Source organism: Streptomyces sp. A 4/2, from assembly GCF_940670765.1.
Classification (GTDB): domain Bacteria; phylum Actinomycetota; class Actinomycetes; order Streptomycetales; family Streptomycetaceae; genus Streptomyces.
The window spans coordinates 175,763-190,726 of record NZ_CALNVW010000030.1; the positions used below are offsets into that span (position 1 = coordinate 175,763).

Sequence of the window (14,964 nt, forward strand, 5' to 3'; positions counted from 1 at the left end):
CCGGCCGGCCGGGCACGGGGCCCGGACCGGCCGGGGTCAGCCGAGGGCGCGGCGGGCGTCCGCGGCGTCGGCGGGGTTCCAGCCGCGTCGCGGGACGGAGTCGAGCAGCAGGCGGGTGTACGGGTGGCGAGGCGTGCCGAGGATCTCGGCCGTACGGCCCGCCTCCACCACCTGCCCCTCCCTGAGGACCATCAGTTCGTCGGTGATGTGCCGGACGACGGCGAGGTCGTGCGTGACGAAGAGGAAGCCGATGCCGACCTCGCGCCGGATGGTGCCCAGCAGTTCGAGGACCTGCGCCTGAATGGACACGTCCAGGGCCGCCACGGCCTCGTCGAGGACGAGGACGCGCGGTTCGGCGGCCAGCGCGCGGGCGATGGCCACGCGCTGGCGCTGCCCGCCGGACAGCTTGCCGGGCAGGGCGGCTGCCTCCCGTTCCCCGAGCCCCACCTGGTCGAGGAGTTCGGCGACGCGCTCCCCCCGGGCCGTCGCCTCCATCGGGAAGTGGAGGCGCAGCACCTCCTCGACGCACCGGCCGACGGGCACCCGGGGGTCGAGGGACAGGTACGGATCCTGGAAGACCATCTGTATCTCGCGTGCGCGGGCGAGCCGTTCGGCCCTGCCCCGGGCGGGTGCCGAGCGGTCGCGTCCGCCGATGTGGACGGTGCCGCCGTCGGGGCGCTCCAGACCGACGAGCATCCGTACCGTCGTGGTCTTTCCGCTGCCGGATTCACCGACGATGCCGAGCGAGGACCCGGGCGGCAGCGTGAAGGACACGTCGTCCACCGCTGTGTGGTCCCCGTACCGTTTGCGCAGCCCCCGCACGACGAGTTCCTCGGTCGCCCCGCTCACAGTCTGATCCCTTCGTCGGCGCGGTGGCACGCGGCGAGTCCGTCGCCGTGGTGCGCAAGTTCGGGTGTCTCCTCGGAACAGCGCGGCTGCGCATGGGCGCAGCGCGCCGCGAAGGCGCACCCCGGTGGGGCCTCGGCGAGGGAGACGGGCCTGCCCGGGATGGGGCGTGGGGCGCCGGCTCCGGCCTCGATGCGGGGTGTGCAGGCGAGGAGCCCCGCGGTGTACGGGTGGCGTGGACGGTCGAACAGCGCGTCGGTGCCGCTGGTCTCGACGATCCGGCCCGCGTACATGACGTACACGCGGTCGCAGATCGCCGAGGCCAGTTCGAGGTCGTGCGTGACGAAGAGCATCCCGGTGCCGCGTGCGGCCTGGAGGCGCGTGAGGATCGCGATGATCTCCGCCTGGGTGGTGACATCGAGGGCCGTGGTCGGCTCGTCGGCGACCAGCAGCGCCGGCTCGCCCGCGAGAGCCGCCGCGATGACCACGCGCTGGAGCATCCCACCGGAGAACTGGTGCGGGTAGCGGCGCAGCGCGCCCCGTGGATCGCGGATGCCCACCGCGTCGAGGAGCTCCTCGGCCCGGCTCTCGGCCACGGCGGCGGGCGTGCCCGCACCGCGCAGCCCCTCGGTGAGGAAGTCGCCCACGCGGCGCAGCGGGTTCACCGACGCCCGGGGGTCCTGGAAGATCATCGAGACCTGCCCGGAGCGCAGTTCGGCCAGTTCGGCGCGCTTCATGGTCAGCACGTCGCGGCCCGCCACCCTCACCTCCCCACTCGTGCGCGCCCCGGCCGGCAGCAGCCCGAGCACACTCCGGCACGCGACCGACTTGCCCGAACCGGACTCGCCGACCAGGCCGACCGTCTCGCCTGCGCCGACCCGCAGGGAGACGCCGTCGAGGATGGGACGGGCCGCCTGCCCACCGGACAGGCGGACGCCGAGCCCGTCGATCTCCAGCGCGGGGGTTTCGTACTCGGTCATGGCGCTCACCGTTCCCGCTTCGCGATTCGGTCGGCGATACCTTCGCCGACGATGCCGAAGGCGACCACGGCGAGCACGATGCACGCGGACGGCGCGAGCGCGGGGAGCATCGCCCCCTGCAGGATCGCCGACTGGCCTTCGTTGATCATGGCTCCCCAGTCGGACTTGGGCGGCTGCACCCCGAACCCGAGGAAGGACAGCGCGGCCAGGTCCATCAGTACGTAGCCGAAGTTCATCGCGGACTGCGCGAGCACGGTCGGCGCGATGTTCGGCAGCAGATGACGCAGGCAGATCGTCCAGCCCGACCAGCCCTGCACGCGGTACGACTCGATGTAGGCGCGGGCCTTCTCCTGGCGGGCGATACCCCGGACGAGGCGCCCGACGTACGGGGTGTACGCCACGGCCATGGCGATCACGGGTGCGGTCATGCCCGCACCGAGGACGGCCACCAGGAGGATGGCCAGCAGCAGTCCGGGGATCGCGAAGGCCAGATCCATCGACCGGGACAGCAGGGAGTCGACCCAGCCCCCGCGCCAGGCGGCGACCAGACCGATGAGCATGCCCAGGACGGTCGAGACGGCGACCACGAGGAGCGGTCCGAGCAGACCGGTCCGCGCGCCGTGGATGAGCCTCGACAGGATGTCCCGGCCCGACTGGTCGGTACCGAGGAGATGGGCACCGCTGGTGCCCGTCAGGCTCGCCGACAGGTCGAGCGCGTCCGGGTCGTACGGCGCCAGCACAGGGGCGAGCAGGGCGATCAGGACGAGCACCACGAGTACGGCGACACCCGCGGTGAACAAGGGGCCCTGGCTGAGAACCCGCAGGCCGCGCAGACCCCGGCGGCGCCGCAGCGCATCGGGGGAGGGCGGCGCGGGAGATACGGCGGTGGTCATCGGGAAGCCTCCCCGTCGAGGGACAGCCGGGGATCGATGACCGGCACGAGCAGGTCGACGATCAGGTTGACAATGACGAACGCCGCCACGCTGAGCAGGGTGATCGCCTGCACGACGGCGAAGTCCTTGGCGGTCACCGCCTGCACCAGCAGGGAGCCGATACCGGAGACGTTGAACGCGGTTTCGACGATCGACGTGCTGATCAGCAGGCCGGCGACCATGGTGCCGCCGACGGTGACGATGGGACCCAGTGCGTTGCGCAGCACGTGCCGGCGGACCACGGCGCCTCCCGCGACACCTCGGGCGCGCGCCACTTCGACGTGCTCACGCCCGAGTTCGTCGAGCATGGCCGACCGGGTGACCCGGGCCAGCAGCCCGGCGAAGGTGATCGCCAGGGCGAAGGCGGGCAGCGTCAGATGGTAGAGGCGGTCACCGATGCCCTCGGGTGTGCCACCGGGCCCGGGAAACCAGCCCAGTTGGACGGAGAAGAGTGACACGAGCGCGATGGCGCTGACGAACGAGGGCGTGGCCGTGGCGACGCCGGTACCGAGCAGCACGGTGCGGTCCACCGCCCCGGGGCGCAGGGCGGCCATGATGCCGCCCGCCACCCCGAGGACGGCGACCAGCAGCGCCGAGTACCCGACGAGCAGCGCGGTGCCCGGCAGACGGGAGACGATGAGGGAGCCGACGTCCTGGTGGAACTGGGTGGAGCGGCCGAAGTCGCCCTGCAGGACGCCGCCGAGCCACTTCGCGTACTGGACGGGCAGCGGGTCGTCCAGGTGGTACTGCGTGCGCAGCGCCGCCACCGCCTCCGGGGTCGCGGGGCGGCCGTGGAGCAGGAAGGACACCGGGTCGCCCGGCGCGAGATGCACCGTGCCGAACACGATGAACGAGGTGACGAGCAGCACCGCCACCAGGCCGAGCAGGCGGCTCATCAGATAACGCGTCATTACTGCGCGGCCCCGATCGTTGCGGCCCACGGGTAGTACAGCTGGGCGATCCCGGTTGCCGCCCCCGATATCCGGTTGCCGAGGAAGACCGAGTAAGGCGCTTCGTACAGCGGGATGATCGGCAGCTCGCGCACGGTGATGCGCTGGAGTTCGGCGGTCAGCTCCGCGCGGCGCGCCGGGTCGGGCTCGGCGTTCGCCTTGTCGAAGAGGGCGTCGAACTCGGCGTTGGACCAGTTGCCGTAGTTGCCGAAGTCGCCGGTGCGCAGGTACTGGTAGAACTCCAGCGGGTCGGGCGTGTTGTCGTACCCGTTGGTGATGACGAGGTCCAGTCCCTTACGGGCGCCGGGGTCGACGAAGATGCTGGTGTACGCGTCCGGGGCAACGGCCTTCAGCCGGACGTCGAGGCCGATCTGCTTGCCCGCCGCCTGGACGGCATTGGCCACGACACTGATCTCCGGGGTCATCGAGCTGGTGACGACGGTGACCTTGTGACCGGTGGCACCGGCCTCGGTGATCAGCTTCTTCGCGGCGGCCACGTCGTACACGGGCTCGGGAAGTTGCTTGAAGTACTCGTCGGCCTTCTTCTTGGGCGTCAGCGCCCAGGCGCCGCGCGCGGCGGGTGCCTTCGAGGGAACGCCGATGCCGCCGGCGGCAGCTTTGATGATGTTCTTGCGGTCGATGGCCATGGAGAGCGCCTGGCGGACCTTGAGGTTGCCGAGCGTGCCCTTGAGGTTGAGCACGGCGAGATCGGAGGCCCCCGTGTTGGGCCCGAAGTACAACTTGCCCTTCGAGCTGGTGCGCAGCTGGTTGAAGGCGGAGGAGGGCACCAGGTAGCCGCCGTCGGCCGTGCCGGACAGGAAGGCGTTGGTGCGGGCGGACGGGTCCTCGGTGAAGGTGAACTTCACGGTGCCGGTCTTGGGAGTCAGCGACCGGTCCCAGTAGGCGTTGTTCTTCTTCAGGGTGATGCTGTCGCCCTGCGCCCAGTGGTCGAGCTTGTAGGGGCCGGTGCAGTCGACGCCTCCCTTGGGACCGCCGTACTCCTTCCCGGCCTTGGCCAGGTAGGCGGCGCTCTCGATGGTGCCGGGGGACGCGGCCATGAGTTCGTTGAGGAGCACGTCGGGCTTGCTGAGCCGGATCGTCACCTCCAGCGGGCCGCTCTTCCTGATGGAGGAGACGTTCTTGAAGGTGGAGCCCCACGGGGAGCCGGTGGCCGGATTCATCTGGCGTTTGAGGGAGGCGACCACGTCGTCCGCCGTCATGGTCGAACCGTCGTGGAACTTCACACCCGGCCGCAGGGTGTACACCCAGGTCTTCGGGTCCGGGTTCGTGTACTTCACGGCCAGCCCGGGTGCGATCTTCATGTCGGGGGTGACCCGGAGCAACTGCTCACACACGTTGGCGAGCACGGTGTTCGGCGGGTAGTCGTAGGCGAGGGCGTAGTCGAGCGTGTACGGCTCGGCGTACAGCGACCAGGTGAAGGAGTCGAGAGACCCCTTCGCCGCCGGGGAGTTCGGCGTGACGGTGTAGGCGGGGGCGGCACTGCCGCCGTTCCGCGACGTCGTCGCGCCGGAGCAGCCGGCGGCGGCCGCGATGACGGCGGAACAGGCGAGCAGCGCGGTGGTTCTGGACATGCGCAAGAAGACCCACCCCTTTACGGGTGTAGTGACGGGCGCTGAGGGATGGGGTGAGTATTGATGCGGGAACGTTCCCGCGCAAGGCTTTGCGGGAACGGTTTTGCTGAGGTCGCGGGGGTGGCAGCATCAGCGCATGACTTCAACTCCCCAACGCGGCGCCAGCACTTCACGGACCGCCCCGCCCCGTGTCCGTCTCGTTGATGTGGCCCGCGAGGCGGGCCTCTCCAAAACCACCGTCTCGGCGGCCCTCAACGGCACCGGACGGCTCTCGCCGGCCGTCCGGGAGAAGGCCAGGGAGACCGCGCGCAGGATGGGGTACCGGCCCAACGCGACCGCCCGGCAACTGCGTGCGGGGCGGGCCCGGTTGATCGGTTACGTCGTGGGGGAGTTCGCCTGGCGCCCGTGGACGTATCTGGAATCGCCGTACTTCGCCCAGCTGACCAGCGCCACGGCGGCTTCCGCACTCAGACACGGATACGCCCTGGTGATGCTGCCCGCGGGATCGCTGCACAGCGAGTGGGCCGACCTGCCTCTCGAAGCGGTGGTGGTTGCCGATCCGGTCGACCACCGGGTGGTGGACGATCTGCTTGCCGCCCGTATCCCCGTCGTCAGCGACGGCTCGGTGGACGGCAGACCGGGAGCCCACTGGGTGGACGTCGACGCCGAGGAGGCGGTCCACGGCACCCTGGAGCATCTGGCGGCGCAGGGCGCGCGGCGGACAGCGCTCGTGATGTCCGGCAGTACCACCCGCTTCCACCGGGAGGTGCTGACCGCCTACCGGGACTGGTGTGCCGCGCGTGGCTGCACGCCCCGGGTGACCGTCACCGACGACGCCGGAAACGGCCCGGCGGTCCGGGCGGTGGAGAGTGCGCTGACGGCCGCCGAGCGGCCCGACGCCCTCTTCGTGGTGGAGGAGGTGAGCCCGCCGCTCGTCCTGGACGCGGCGCGCCGCCACGGCTACGACGTACCCGGTGACCTTCTCGTGGTGTGTGTGAGCGAGGACGACACGGCCGAGCACACGGAACCTCCGATCTCGACGCTGAGCCTTCAGCCCCGGGAGATCGCCGAGGCCGGGATCGAACTCCTCGTCGCCGCCCTGGAGAACGGCGATGAAGCGCCTTCAGGCCGGCTCGTGGCGACCCGCCTGCTGGTCCGGGAGTCCTCGCGGCGGCCGTCCCGGACGGTCGCCGCGTCTCCTCAGGCGGAGTGCACCAGCGTGCCGCCGACGTAGGTGCGCAGGACCTGGGCCTCGGCGATCTCCTCCGGGGGCCGGGTGAAGATGTCGCGGTCCAGCACCACCAGGTCGGCCAGGTGGCCGGGGAGCAGGCTTCCGGTGTCGTCGAGCCCGTTCACGTGCGCCGAGCCGGCGGTGTAGGCGGCGACCGCGGTGGCGAGGTCGAGGCGCTGCTCCGGCAGGAAGACCCGCCCGTCGGTGGCCTCGGGCTCCATCCGGTTCACCGCCACGTGGATTCCGGCGATCGGATCGGGGCTGCTGACGGGCCAGTCGCTGCCCGCTGCCAGGGTGGCTCCGGCGCGCAGGAGGGACCCGAACGGGTACTGCCAGGAGGCTCGTTCGGGGCCGAGGAACGGGATCGTGAGCTCGTCCATCTGAGGTTCGTGCGCGGCCCAGAGCGGCTGGATGTTCGCGATGGCGCCGAGGCGTGCGAAGCGGTCCAGGTCGTCGGGGTGGACCACCTGGAGGTGGGCGAGATGGTGACGGTTGCCTCGTCGCCCATGGGCCTCGACGGCCGCCTGGACCGCGTCCAGGGCCTCGCGCACCGCACGGTCGCCGAGGGCGTGGAAGTGGACCTGGAAGTCGTGGGCGTCGAGTTCGGTGACGTACGAGCGCAGGGCGACGGGGTCGACGAAGCTCAGACCCGAGTTGGCGGTGGCGCACCCGCAGCCGTCGAGGTAGGGGGTGTTCATGGCCGCCGTGAAGTTCTCGGCGATGCCGTCCTGCATGATCTTCACCGCACGGGCCCGGAACCGCCCGTGGCTCAACTGCTCACGCCGGGAAAGAAGTTCGGGGATCTGCTCGGCTCCCCGCTCACGGTCCCACCACAGAGCCCCGGACACCCGGGCGGTGAGCGTGCCCGCACGGGCGGCCGTCAGATAGGCGTCGGACGGGTCGGAGTTGCCGTTGAACGAGCCCAGTAGGGCGTCCTGCCAGCCGGTGATGCCGAGGGAGTGCAGCATTTCCTGGGACCGCAGCAGGCCGGCGAGCCGGTCCTGCGGTGTGCTCGGCGGCACGATCCGGGAGACCAGGGCGGTGGCGCCCTCCTGCAGCATCCCGCTCGGGGTACCGTCCGGCTCCCGTTCGATCCGACCGTCCGCGGGATCGGCGGACTCCCGTGTGAGACCGGCCAGTTCGAGCGCCCGGGTGTTCGCCCAGGCGCCGTGGTGATCGCGGTTGCTCAGCAGGACGGGGCGGTCCGGGACCACGGAGTCGAGGAGCTGCCGAGTGGGCAGTCCGCCGTCGAAGCTCTCCATGGACCAGCCGCCACCCGTGATCCACGGGCGGTCGGGGTGTGCGTCGCCGTAGGCGCGTATGCGGGTGAGGTAGTCCTCGACGCCCACGGTGCCGGTCAGGTCGCACTCGGCCATTTCCATCCCGCCGGACACGGCGTGGATGTGCGAGTCCTGGAACCCCGGAAGCAGCAACTTGCCCTGGAGGTCGACGACTTCGGTGCCCGGTCCGATCAGATCGCGCACCTCGTCATGGCCGACGGCGGTGATGCGCTCGCCGGTGACGGCCAGGCTGCCGGCCCGGGTGCGCGCGGCATCGCCGGTGTGGACGGGGCCATGCGTGAAGATCAGATCGGGCTCGGCCATGAAGCGCTCCGGGGCGAGAGGGAGGGATGTTTCGAACGGTCATGCAACCGAGTTGCCCGCTTACATGTCAATGGCGTTGTCGTAAGGAGTGTCCGGCGTGGAACGTGCGGGACCTGTACGCCGTCGGTGGCACGGCCGCCGGAGCGCGACGGCGGGAGAACGTGTCCGGGAGGGGGCCGTGGTGGGTCCCCCTCCCGGACCCGCCCTTCGGCTCAGGCGTAGAACCTGTACACCGCCTGGGCGACGCAGGCGGGCTTCGCCGAGCCCTCGATCTCCACGGTCAGGTCGACGACGACCTCGACCCCGCCCTTGACCTCGTCCACGGACACGATCCTGCCGTGTGCGCGGACCTTCGAGCCGACCCGCACGGGAGAGGGGAAACGGACCTTGTTCAGGCCGTAGTTGACGGCCATCGAGACGCCCTCGACCTGTAGCAGTTCGCTCCACAGAGGGATCAGGAGCGAGAGCGTGAGGTAGCCGTGGGCGATGGTCCCGCCGAACGGGCCGTCCTTGGCGCGCTCGACGTCGGTGTGGATCCACTGGTGGTCGCCGGTGGCGTCCGCGAAGGTGTCCACGCGCGGCTGGAGGATCTCCAGCCATCCGCTGTGGCCGAGATCGGCTCCGGCCTGGGCCTTGATCTCGTCTGTTCCGTTGACGGTGAGGGACATGCGGTACTCCTGGTGCTGAGGGGGATTCTGCCGATGGCGGGGCGGTGGGATTCTGTCGATGAGGGCGGGGCGGGGCAGGCAGGCTGGGCGGGGCGGGCTGCGCGAGGCAGGCAGGCTGGGCGTGGGGCGGTCAGCCGCCGAATTCGGACCGGATGACGCCCTTGAGCAGCTTTCCGGTGGCGTTGCGCGGCAACGGCGTGCCGTGCAGGAGGTGAAAGGTCCGGGGGATCTTGTAGCGGGCCAGCCGGCCGTTCAGATGGGCGAGGAGTTCGGCCTCCGTCGCGGTGGAGCCCGGCGCGAGGACGACGACGGCCCGGCCCACCTCGCCCCACTTGGGGTCGGGCACACCGAAGACCGCGCATTCGACGATGTCCGGATGTTCGAGAAGCGCGTCCTCGGTCTCGGCGGGGTAGATGTTCTCCCCACCCGAGATGATCATGTCCTTGAGACGGTCGACCAGATGCACATAGCCATGAGCGTCGACGAGTGCCACGTCGCCGGACCGGAACCAGCCGTCCTCGGTGAGGACCGCGCTGCTCTCCGCCGGAAGATTCCAGTAGCCGGGCGTGACGTTCGGACCCGACACGACGACCTCGCCCTTCTCGCCCGGCGCCGTGTCCTCGCCCGCCGCGTTCCGGACGCGGACATCGGTGAAGAAGTGCGGAACTCCGGCCGAGCCGGCATGGTCGACGGAATCGGCGCGGTCCAGGACGAGTACCCCGGGTGAGGCCTCCGTCATTCCGTACCCCTGGACGAACGCCAGTCCGCGCTCCAGGTAGGCGCGCGCGGTGCGGGCGGGGACGGGCGCCCCTCCGCAGAGCAGGGTCCGCAGGCTCGACAGGTCGGCGGTGTCCCAGCCCGGTGCCGCGGCCATCGCGTCGTACATGGTCGGAACCCCGAACAGGCAGCTGACGCGGTGCTGTTCCACCAGCTCCAGGGTGCGGCCCGGGTCGAAGGAGGATTCCAGCAGGACCGTGCCGCCCTTGAGCAGGGTGGGCAGGGCCGTCATGTTGAGGGCCGCCGTGTGGAAGAGGGGCGCGCTGACGAGCGCGACCTCCGCACCGGACAGATCGGTGTCGACGAGGACGTTGACGCTGTTCCAGGTGATGTTCCCATGGGTCAGGACGGCGCCCTTCGCCCTGCCCGTGGTGCCCGAGGTGTACATGATCAGGCAGGGTTCCTCGTGTCCCACCTCCTCATCGATCTCCTCCGCGGGGGCGGCGGTGATCGTCTCCTCGTACACGAGTCCCGGTCCGGCCGTGACCGCGATCAGCGTGGTGACACCGGTCCGGTCCGCGAGCTCCACCACGTCGGCGGCCGACCGGTGGGCGTGGACCAGGACGCGGCTGCCGGAGTCGGCTGTCTGGTGCGCCAGTTCGGGCACGGCGAGACGGGAGTTCAGCGGTACGAAGACCGCCCCGAGTTGCCCCACCGCGAACAGGGTTTCCAGGAAGGCCGGATGGTTCGGGCCGAGGAAGGCCACCCGGTCCCCGCGCCCGACTCCGGCGCCACGCAGGACGTGGGCCAGCCGTGTGCAGCGGTCGTGCAGCTCCCCGTACGTGAGGGCGCGGCCCTCGTGGACGACGGCTGTGCGGCGCGGGGTCTTGCGGCTGCGCCGGGCGGTCCAGGAGCCGATCCCCTGGTTGCGCATGGCTCACTCCTCCGTCAGGCCGAGCAGCCGGACTGCGTTCTCCTTGAGGATCTTCGGACGTACCTCGTCCTTGACCGGCAGCTTCGCGAAGTCGGCGAGCCAGCGGTCGGGGGAGAGCAGCGGGTAGTCCGACCCGAACAGCACCTTGTCCCGCAGCAGGCTGTTGGCGTACTGCACGAGCTGCGGCGGGAAGTACTTGGGTGACCAGCCCGACAGATCGATGTACACCTCCGGCTTGTGTGTGGCCACGGCGAGAGCCTCGTCCTGCCAGGGGAAGGACGGATGGGCCAGGATGATCCGCATTCCGGGGAAGTCGGCGGCGACGTCGTCGACGGCCAGCGGGTTCGAGTATTTCAGCCGGATGCCGCCGCCTCCGGGCGCCCCCGCGCCGATGCCGGTCTGCCCGGTGTGGAAGACGGCGATCGCGCCGGCCTCCTCTATCGCCTCGTACAGCGGGTACGCCATGCGGTCGTTGGGGTGGAACGCCTGGATGCTGGGGTGGAACTTGAATCCCCGTACCCCGTGATCGGCGACCAGCCGCCGGATCTGGCGCACGGCGGCCCTGCCCTTGTACGGATCGACCCCGGCGAACGGAATGATCACGTCCGGGTGTTCCAGGGCCGCTTCGGCGATCTCCTCGTTCGGTACCGGTGCGGTGCCGGTGGCCGACTCGGCGTCGACCGTGAAGACCACACAGGCCATCTTCCGTTCGCGGTAGTACGCGGCGATCTCCGGCAGGGTGGGATGACGGTGCTCGGCCTTGAAGTACGCACCGGCGGCGCTGTCCAGTTCGGCGGAGAGCGAGGTGGTGCCCCGCGTGGACACCTCGGCGTGGACATGCATGTCGATGGCGACGAGCCCGGCCGGGTCCGGCCCGCCGGCGGTGCTCGTGGCCGCGGTGCCGGTCACAGCTGCGGCGCCGGGATGCCGTAGGTCTGCTCGGACCGGGCGAACACGCTCGGCCAGGCCGCCGCGACCGCGTCCGCGCTCCAACCACCTTCCGTGTAGGCCACGGTGACCTCCTGCGGGTGCGACCAGAGGGCGAGTCTGTCCCCGCCGACGCCGATGCACTGTCCGGTGATGCCGGCCGAGGTGTCCGAGGCGAGAAAGGCGACGAGACCGGCCACGTCCTCCGGGGTGCCGAACCCCTCGCCCTTGCGCAGACTGTCGGGGAACGCGGTGCCCTCCTGCTCCAGCGCCTCGATGTACGGGGCGAAGGCCGGGATGGTCTTCGTCATCGCGGTGGCGGCGACCGGTATGACCGCGTTGGCGGTGATCCCGGCGCGCGCCAGTTCCAGTGCCCAGGTACGCACCATGGCGGCGATTCCCGCTTTGGCTGCCGCGTAGTTGGTCTGCCCGAAGTTGCCGCGCTGGCCCGCGGGGGAGCCTGCGACGATCACCCGCCCGCCCTCGCCCTGCTCCCGCATCCGTTCGACAGCGGCACGGACGCAGGTGAACGTGCCCCGCAGATGTACCTGGACGACCGTGTCGAAGTCGTCGTCCGACATCTTCCACAGCACCTTGTCGCGCAGGACGCCCGCGTTGGTGACGATCGTGTCCAGGCGGCCCCAGGTGTCGACGGCCCGGGACACCAGGGCTTCGGCAGCCTCGGTGGAACCGACGGGGACCACCTCCGCCACCGCGCGCCCGCCATCGGCGGTGATCTGTTCCACGGCCGCTGTGGCGGCCTCCTCGTCCACGTCGTTGACGACGACGGCTGCGCCCGAGGCGGCGAGCGAGCGGGCGTACGCCAGGCCCAGACCACGGCCGCTGCCGGTGACTACGGCGACCTTGCCGGAGAGATCCATGCTGCTTCCTTTCGTGAAGGCCGGTGCGTGGGTGCGGGAAGAGGCGACCACAGCGGCGACCGGCGGTCACAAAGCTAGGCAGAATTTCGACTGTGGTCAACAGAGTGCCGAATATCTGGCACGGGCGAACGGTGCGGCGCCTACGCTGTCCCCGTGACCCGACCCCACTCGCCCCAGGAATCGACGGACGCGGCCGAGGGCGTCGCACCCGCCAGGCCGCAGTCGCTGATGATGAGCTTCTTCGGCATCCATGTGCTCGGCCGCGACATCGCGCTCTCCTCGGCGTGCGTCATCGACGCGTTCGCCCGGGTACGGGTGGGCGAGGACGCCGTCCGCTCGACACTGACGCGCATGGTCGGCCGCGGCCTGCTGGAGCGGCACCGGCGAGGACGCCGCATGTACTTCTCGCTCACGGAGCGCGCGGCCACCGTCCTGTCCGACGGGCAGGAGCGCATCTGGCGTGACGGAGCCGTCAACCGGGAGTGGGACGGCACGTGGACCCTGGTCGGTTTCTCGTTGCCGGAGTCCAGGCGCCGTGAACGGCACGACCTGCGCTCACGCCTGGTGTGGGCCGGATTCGGGCCGGTGCAGAGCGGCCTGTGGGTCGCTCCGCGCCGGGTCGACGTCGCCCCGCTGGCGGCGGAACTCGGGCTGGCGGGGCACATCAGGGCCTTCCACGGCGAGGCCGCGCCGCCTACCGAGGCCGGGTCGCTGCTGCACGCCGCCTTCGACGTGGACGCCATCGCCGCCGGCTACCGGTCCTTCGTCGAACGCTGGGACGGCCCCGTTCCGCCGGGCGGCGCGGCGGACGACATGGCGCGTCAGCTCCTGCTGCACACCGACTGGCTGGAACTGGTGCGCGACGCCCCGTATCTGCCCGCGGAACATCTGCCCGAGGGCTGGCCGGCCGCGCGCGCCGAGGAACTCTTCCGCGAGCTGGCACGGCGGTACGAGCCCGGTGCGTCGCGGCTGGCGGACGAGATGCTGGAGCGGATCGACCTGGTCGGCGAATCCGCGGCCGGCGAGGCCGGGACGGAGGAAGCGGCAACCGGCGGGTCCGGCAGCGACTGACCCGGCGGGTGGGCGGGTGTCCGGACTGCGACGACGTGGTTCTCCGGCGACGATTGTTCCGGCGCCGCACGGGCCTTGTCCCTGGCGTGTAACGCCTACTGACCCCGGCCCCCGCAGGATGCACGATGGCTGTAGGCACCGTGCCGCGCACTCCGTACGAAAGTGGGAAGCCATGCTCAGCAGGACAGCCCGTCGCAGCCTCCCGGCCGTCGCGCTCGTTACCGCCGGACTCGCACTGACGGCGTGCGGCGCCACGGACGCGTCGTCATCGTCCTCGCCCGCGAGCTCGCCCTCCGCGGTGAGCGGGAGCGACTCGACGCACACCACGGACCCCACGAACAATGCGAACACCACGGACAGCCAGGGCACTTCGCCCTCGTCCTCGACCAAGGCGTCCGGCACCAGGAACACGTCCGCCGCCGCGTCGGGGAAGTCGCCCGGGGCCTGCGCCACCAGCCGGCTGAGGACCACCGTGGTGAACACCAGCAGCGGCGCCGGACAGACCGGCTTCCAGCTGGACTTCCGGAACACCGGCACGACCCCCTGCACCCTGAGCGGATACCCCGGAGTCTCCTTCGTCAAGATCCACAACACCCAGCTGGGCAAGGCGGCCAGCCGCACGGGCGGCGCGACCCCGATCGTCACGCTGATTCCGAACGCTCACGCCTATGCCGACGTCCGGACGGCCAACGGCCAGAGCGGCTACACCACCGAGGAGTGCGACCTCACCACGGTGCCGACCCTGCGCGTCTACCCGCCGAACCAGACGGAGTCGACGAACATCCCCTGGAACAGGCAGGAGTGCGTCGGCCCCACCATCCAGAACCTGCAGGTCGGCCCGGTACACGGCAACAAGTAGTCCCCACCGGCGCCCTTCGATGTGACCGTGCTCCGGGTGATCAGACCCCCGCTCGACGCGGGGGCCCGATACGTCTGCCGACCGGGGAAGCGCGGGTCAGCGGAGGGGCTCCTCCCAGACCGGCAGCCAGACGTCGTTCGGCGCGCCGCCGACCACACAGGTGTACTGGATCAGGCTGTTGCCCTGTCCGGTGCCGCCCCGGACGTTGAGGCACTTGCCGCTGTCCTTGACCACGATCTGGTAGCCGATGCCCTTGGGTACCAGCTTCCACAGCTCGTTGGCCGCGCTGCCGCAGGTGTACTGGATGACCCTGGCACCGTCCGCGCTGCCGCCGCCCTCCACGTTGAGGCACTTGCCGCTGCTCACGGACTTGAACCGGTAGTAGCCGCCGCCCGCGGCTTCGGGTTCCCACCGCTCGTTGGCCGCTCCCGACCACGGCCACTGGATCACCGGCGCGAGATTCTCCTTGGACGCACCTCTGACATTGGCGACCTGACCCGGCTCACTGGCGAGGCGCAGGGTGACCTGCTGGACGACGACCGAGGCCACGCGCGACTGCGTCGGCGTACCGGCCGACGCCGGGGACGCGGCTCCCGATGCCAGCGAACCGGCGAGTACGGCTGCGGCTGCCGCCGCGCCGATGGCGTAGCGCTTGCTCATGGCCTTCATGTCTTCTCCCACGTTCCGGGCAGCCACGGACGGGCTACCGGCCGAACCGATTTCCGTGATCAACCCAACACCGGTCGGGGCCACAGCGGAATGGCCGCAGACC

Annotated in this window: 14 protein-coding genes; 3 read left to right on the forward strand and 11 right to left on the reverse strand. The window is 70.7% G+C overall.

Annotation, left to right across the window (positions count from 1 at the left end; translation table 11 throughout):
* Positions 1 to 36: 36 nt before the first annotated feature.
* From NBY69_RS22240 to NBY69_RS22260, 5 genes are read right to left on the reverse strand one after another with little or no spacing between them, the layout of a single operon-like run.
* A complete protein-coding gene (locus NBY69_RS22240; RefSeq protein ID WP_250302994.1) occupies positions 37 to 849 on the reverse strand; it encodes an ABC transporter ATP-binding protein in 813 nt (270 codons plus the stop codon).
* Complete coding sequence (locus NBY69_RS22245) at positions 846 to 1,826, reverse strand: ABC transporter ATP-binding protein (protein ID WP_250302997.1); 981 nt, start codon at positions 1,824 to 1,826, stop codon at positions 846 to 848. Before NBY69_RS22245 ends, NBY69_RS22240 begins: the two co-directional genes overlap by 4 nt.
* 5 nt (positions 1,827 to 1,831) lie before the next feature.
* Positions 1,832 to 2,719, reverse strand: a complete 888-nt coding sequence (locus tag NBY69_RS22250; RefSeq protein ID WP_250302999.1) for an ABC transporter permease — start codon at positions 2,717 to 2,719, stop codon at positions 1,832 to 1,834.
* Positions 2,716 to 3,669 (reverse strand): ABC transporter permease, encoded by a 954-nt coding sequence (locus NBY69_RS22255; RefSeq protein WP_250303001.1) that lies wholly within the window; start codon positions 3,667 to 3,669, stop codon positions 2,716 to 2,718. The genes NBY69_RS22250 and NBY69_RS22255 overlap by 4 nt, the downstream gene beginning before the upstream one ends.
* Positions 3,669 to 5,300: an ABC transporter substrate-binding protein gene (locus tag NBY69_RS22260; protein ID WP_250303002.1), complete on the reverse strand. Its 1,632-nt coding sequence runs from the start codon at positions 5,298 to 5,300 to the stop codon at positions 3,669 to 3,671. The genes NBY69_RS22255 and NBY69_RS22260 overlap by 1 nt, the downstream gene beginning before the upstream one ends.
* Positions 5,301 to 5,436: 136 nt before the next feature.
* Here NBY69_RS22260 and NBY69_RS22265 point away from each other — a divergent pair, with 136 nt between their 5' ends.
* Positions 5,437 to 6,534 carry a LacI family DNA-binding transcriptional regulator gene (locus NBY69_RS22265; protein ID WP_250303004.1) on the forward strand — a complete coding sequence of 366 codons (1,098 nt, stop codon included), beginning with the start codon at positions 5,437 to 5,439 and terminating at the stop codon, positions 6,532 to 6,534.
* Here the strand turns inward: NBY69_RS22265 and NBY69_RS22270 are convergent.
* The 5 genes from NBY69_RS22270 to NBY69_RS22290 form a co-directional block, all read right to left on the reverse strand.
* Positions 6,501 to 8,135, reverse strand: a complete 1,635-nt coding sequence (locus tag NBY69_RS22270) for an amidohydrolase (RefSeq protein ID WP_250303006.1) — start codon at positions 8,133 to 8,135, stop codon at positions 6,501 to 6,503. The genes NBY69_RS22265 and NBY69_RS22270 overlap by 34 nt on opposite strands.
* Positions 8,136 to 8,347: 212 nt before the next feature.
* Complete coding sequence (locus NBY69_RS22275) at positions 8,348 to 8,803, reverse strand: MaoC family dehydratase (protein ID WP_250303008.1); 456 nt, start codon at positions 8,801 to 8,803, stop codon at positions 8,348 to 8,350.
* 130 nt (positions 8,804 to 8,933) lie between these two features.
* Positions 8,934 to 10,454, reverse strand: a complete 1,521-nt coding sequence (locus NBY69_RS22280) for a long-chain fatty acid--CoA ligase (protein ID WP_250303010.1) — start codon at positions 10,452 to 10,454, stop codon at positions 8,934 to 8,936.
* Positions 10,455 to 10,457: 3 nt separating this feature from the next.
* Positions 10,458 to 11,297, reverse strand: coding sequence for an amidohydrolase family protein (locus NBY69_RS22285; RefSeq protein WP_250303149.1), 840 nt, complete (start codon positions 11,295 to 11,297; stop codon positions 10,458 to 10,460).
* 62 nt (positions 11,298 to 11,359) lie between these two features.
* Positions 11,360 to 12,262 (reverse strand): SDR family NAD(P)-dependent oxidoreductase, encoded by a 903-nt coding sequence (locus tag NBY69_RS22290; RefSeq protein WP_250303012.1) that lies wholly within the window; start codon positions 12,260 to 12,262, stop codon positions 11,360 to 11,362.
* Positions 12,263 to 12,415: 153 nt separating this feature from the next.
* Between NBY69_RS22290 and NBY69_RS22295 the strand changes: the two genes are divergently transcribed.
* Positions 12,416 to 13,333: a PaaX family transcriptional regulator C-terminal domain-containing protein gene (locus NBY69_RS22295; protein ID WP_250303014.1), complete on the forward strand. Its 918-nt coding sequence runs from the start codon at positions 12,416 to 12,418 to the stop codon at positions 13,331 to 13,333.
* A gap of 172 nt (positions 13,334 to 13,505) precedes the next feature.
* Entirely contained in the window at positions 13,506 to 14,192 is a 687-nt protein-coding gene (locus tag NBY69_RS22300; RefSeq protein ID WP_250303016.1) for a DUF4232 domain-containing protein, read from the forward strand.
* 96 nt (positions 14,193 to 14,288) lie between these two features.
* Here the strand turns inward: NBY69_RS22300 and NBY69_RS22305 are convergent, their stop codons facing one another.
* On the reverse strand, positions 14,289 to 14,852 hold the full coding sequence (locus tag NBY69_RS22305) for an RICIN domain-containing protein (RefSeq protein WP_250303018.1): 564 nt from the start codon (positions 14,850 to 14,852) through the stop codon (positions 14,289 to 14,291).
* Positions 14,853 to 14,964: the final 112 nt, after the last annotated feature.

Bases quoted from the DNA above. Each gene is read 5' to 3' on its own strand.
- NBY69_RS22245 (WP_250302997.1), bottom strand. From the start codon at position 1,826: ATGACCGAGTACGAAACCCCCGCGCTGGAGATCGACGGGCTCGGCGTC.
- NBY69_RS22250 (WP_250302999.1), bottom strand. From the start codon at position 2,719: ATGACCACCGCCGTATCTCCCGCGCCGCCCTCCCCCGATGCGCTGCGG.
- NBY69_RS22255 (WP_250303001.1), bottom strand. From the start codon at position 3,669: ATGACGCGTTATCTGATGAGCCGCCTGCTCGGCCTGGTGGCGGTGCTG.
- NBY69_RS22260 (WP_250303002.1), bottom strand. From the start codon at position 5,300: ATGTCCAGAACCACCGCGCTGCTCGCCTGTTCCGCCGTCATCGCGGCC.
- NBY69_RS22265 (WP_250303004.1), top strand. From the start codon at position 5,437: ATGACTTCAACTCCCCAACGCGGCGCCAGCACTTCACGGACCGCCCCG.
- NBY69_RS22270 (WP_250303006.1), bottom strand. From the start codon at position 8,135: ATGGCCGAGCCCGATCTGATCTTCACGCATGGCCCCGTCCACACCGGC.
- NBY69_RS22275 (WP_250303008.1), bottom strand. From the start codon at position 8,803: ATGTCCCTCACCGTCAACGGAACAGACGAGATCAAGGCCCAGGCCGGA.
- NBY69_RS22280 (WP_250303010.1), bottom strand. From the start codon at position 10,454: ATGCGCAACCAGGGGATCGGCTCCTGGACCGCCCGGCGCAGCCGCAAG.
- NBY69_RS22285 (WP_250303149.1), bottom strand. From the start codon at position 11,297: ATGCATGTCCACGCCGAGGTGTCCACGCGGGGCACCACCTCGCTCTCC.
- NBY69_RS22290 (WP_250303012.1), bottom strand. From the start codon at position 12,262: ATGGATCTCTCCGGCAAGGTCGCCGTAGTCACCGGCAGCGGCCGTGGT.
- NBY69_RS22300 (WP_250303016.1), top strand. From the start codon at position 13,506: ATGCTCAGCAGGACAGCCCGTCGCAGCCTCCCGGCCGTCGCGCTCGTT.
- NBY69_RS22305 (WP_250303018.1), bottom strand. From the start codon at position 14,852: ATGAGCAAGCGCTACGCCATCGGCGCGGCGGCAGCCGCAGCCGTACTC.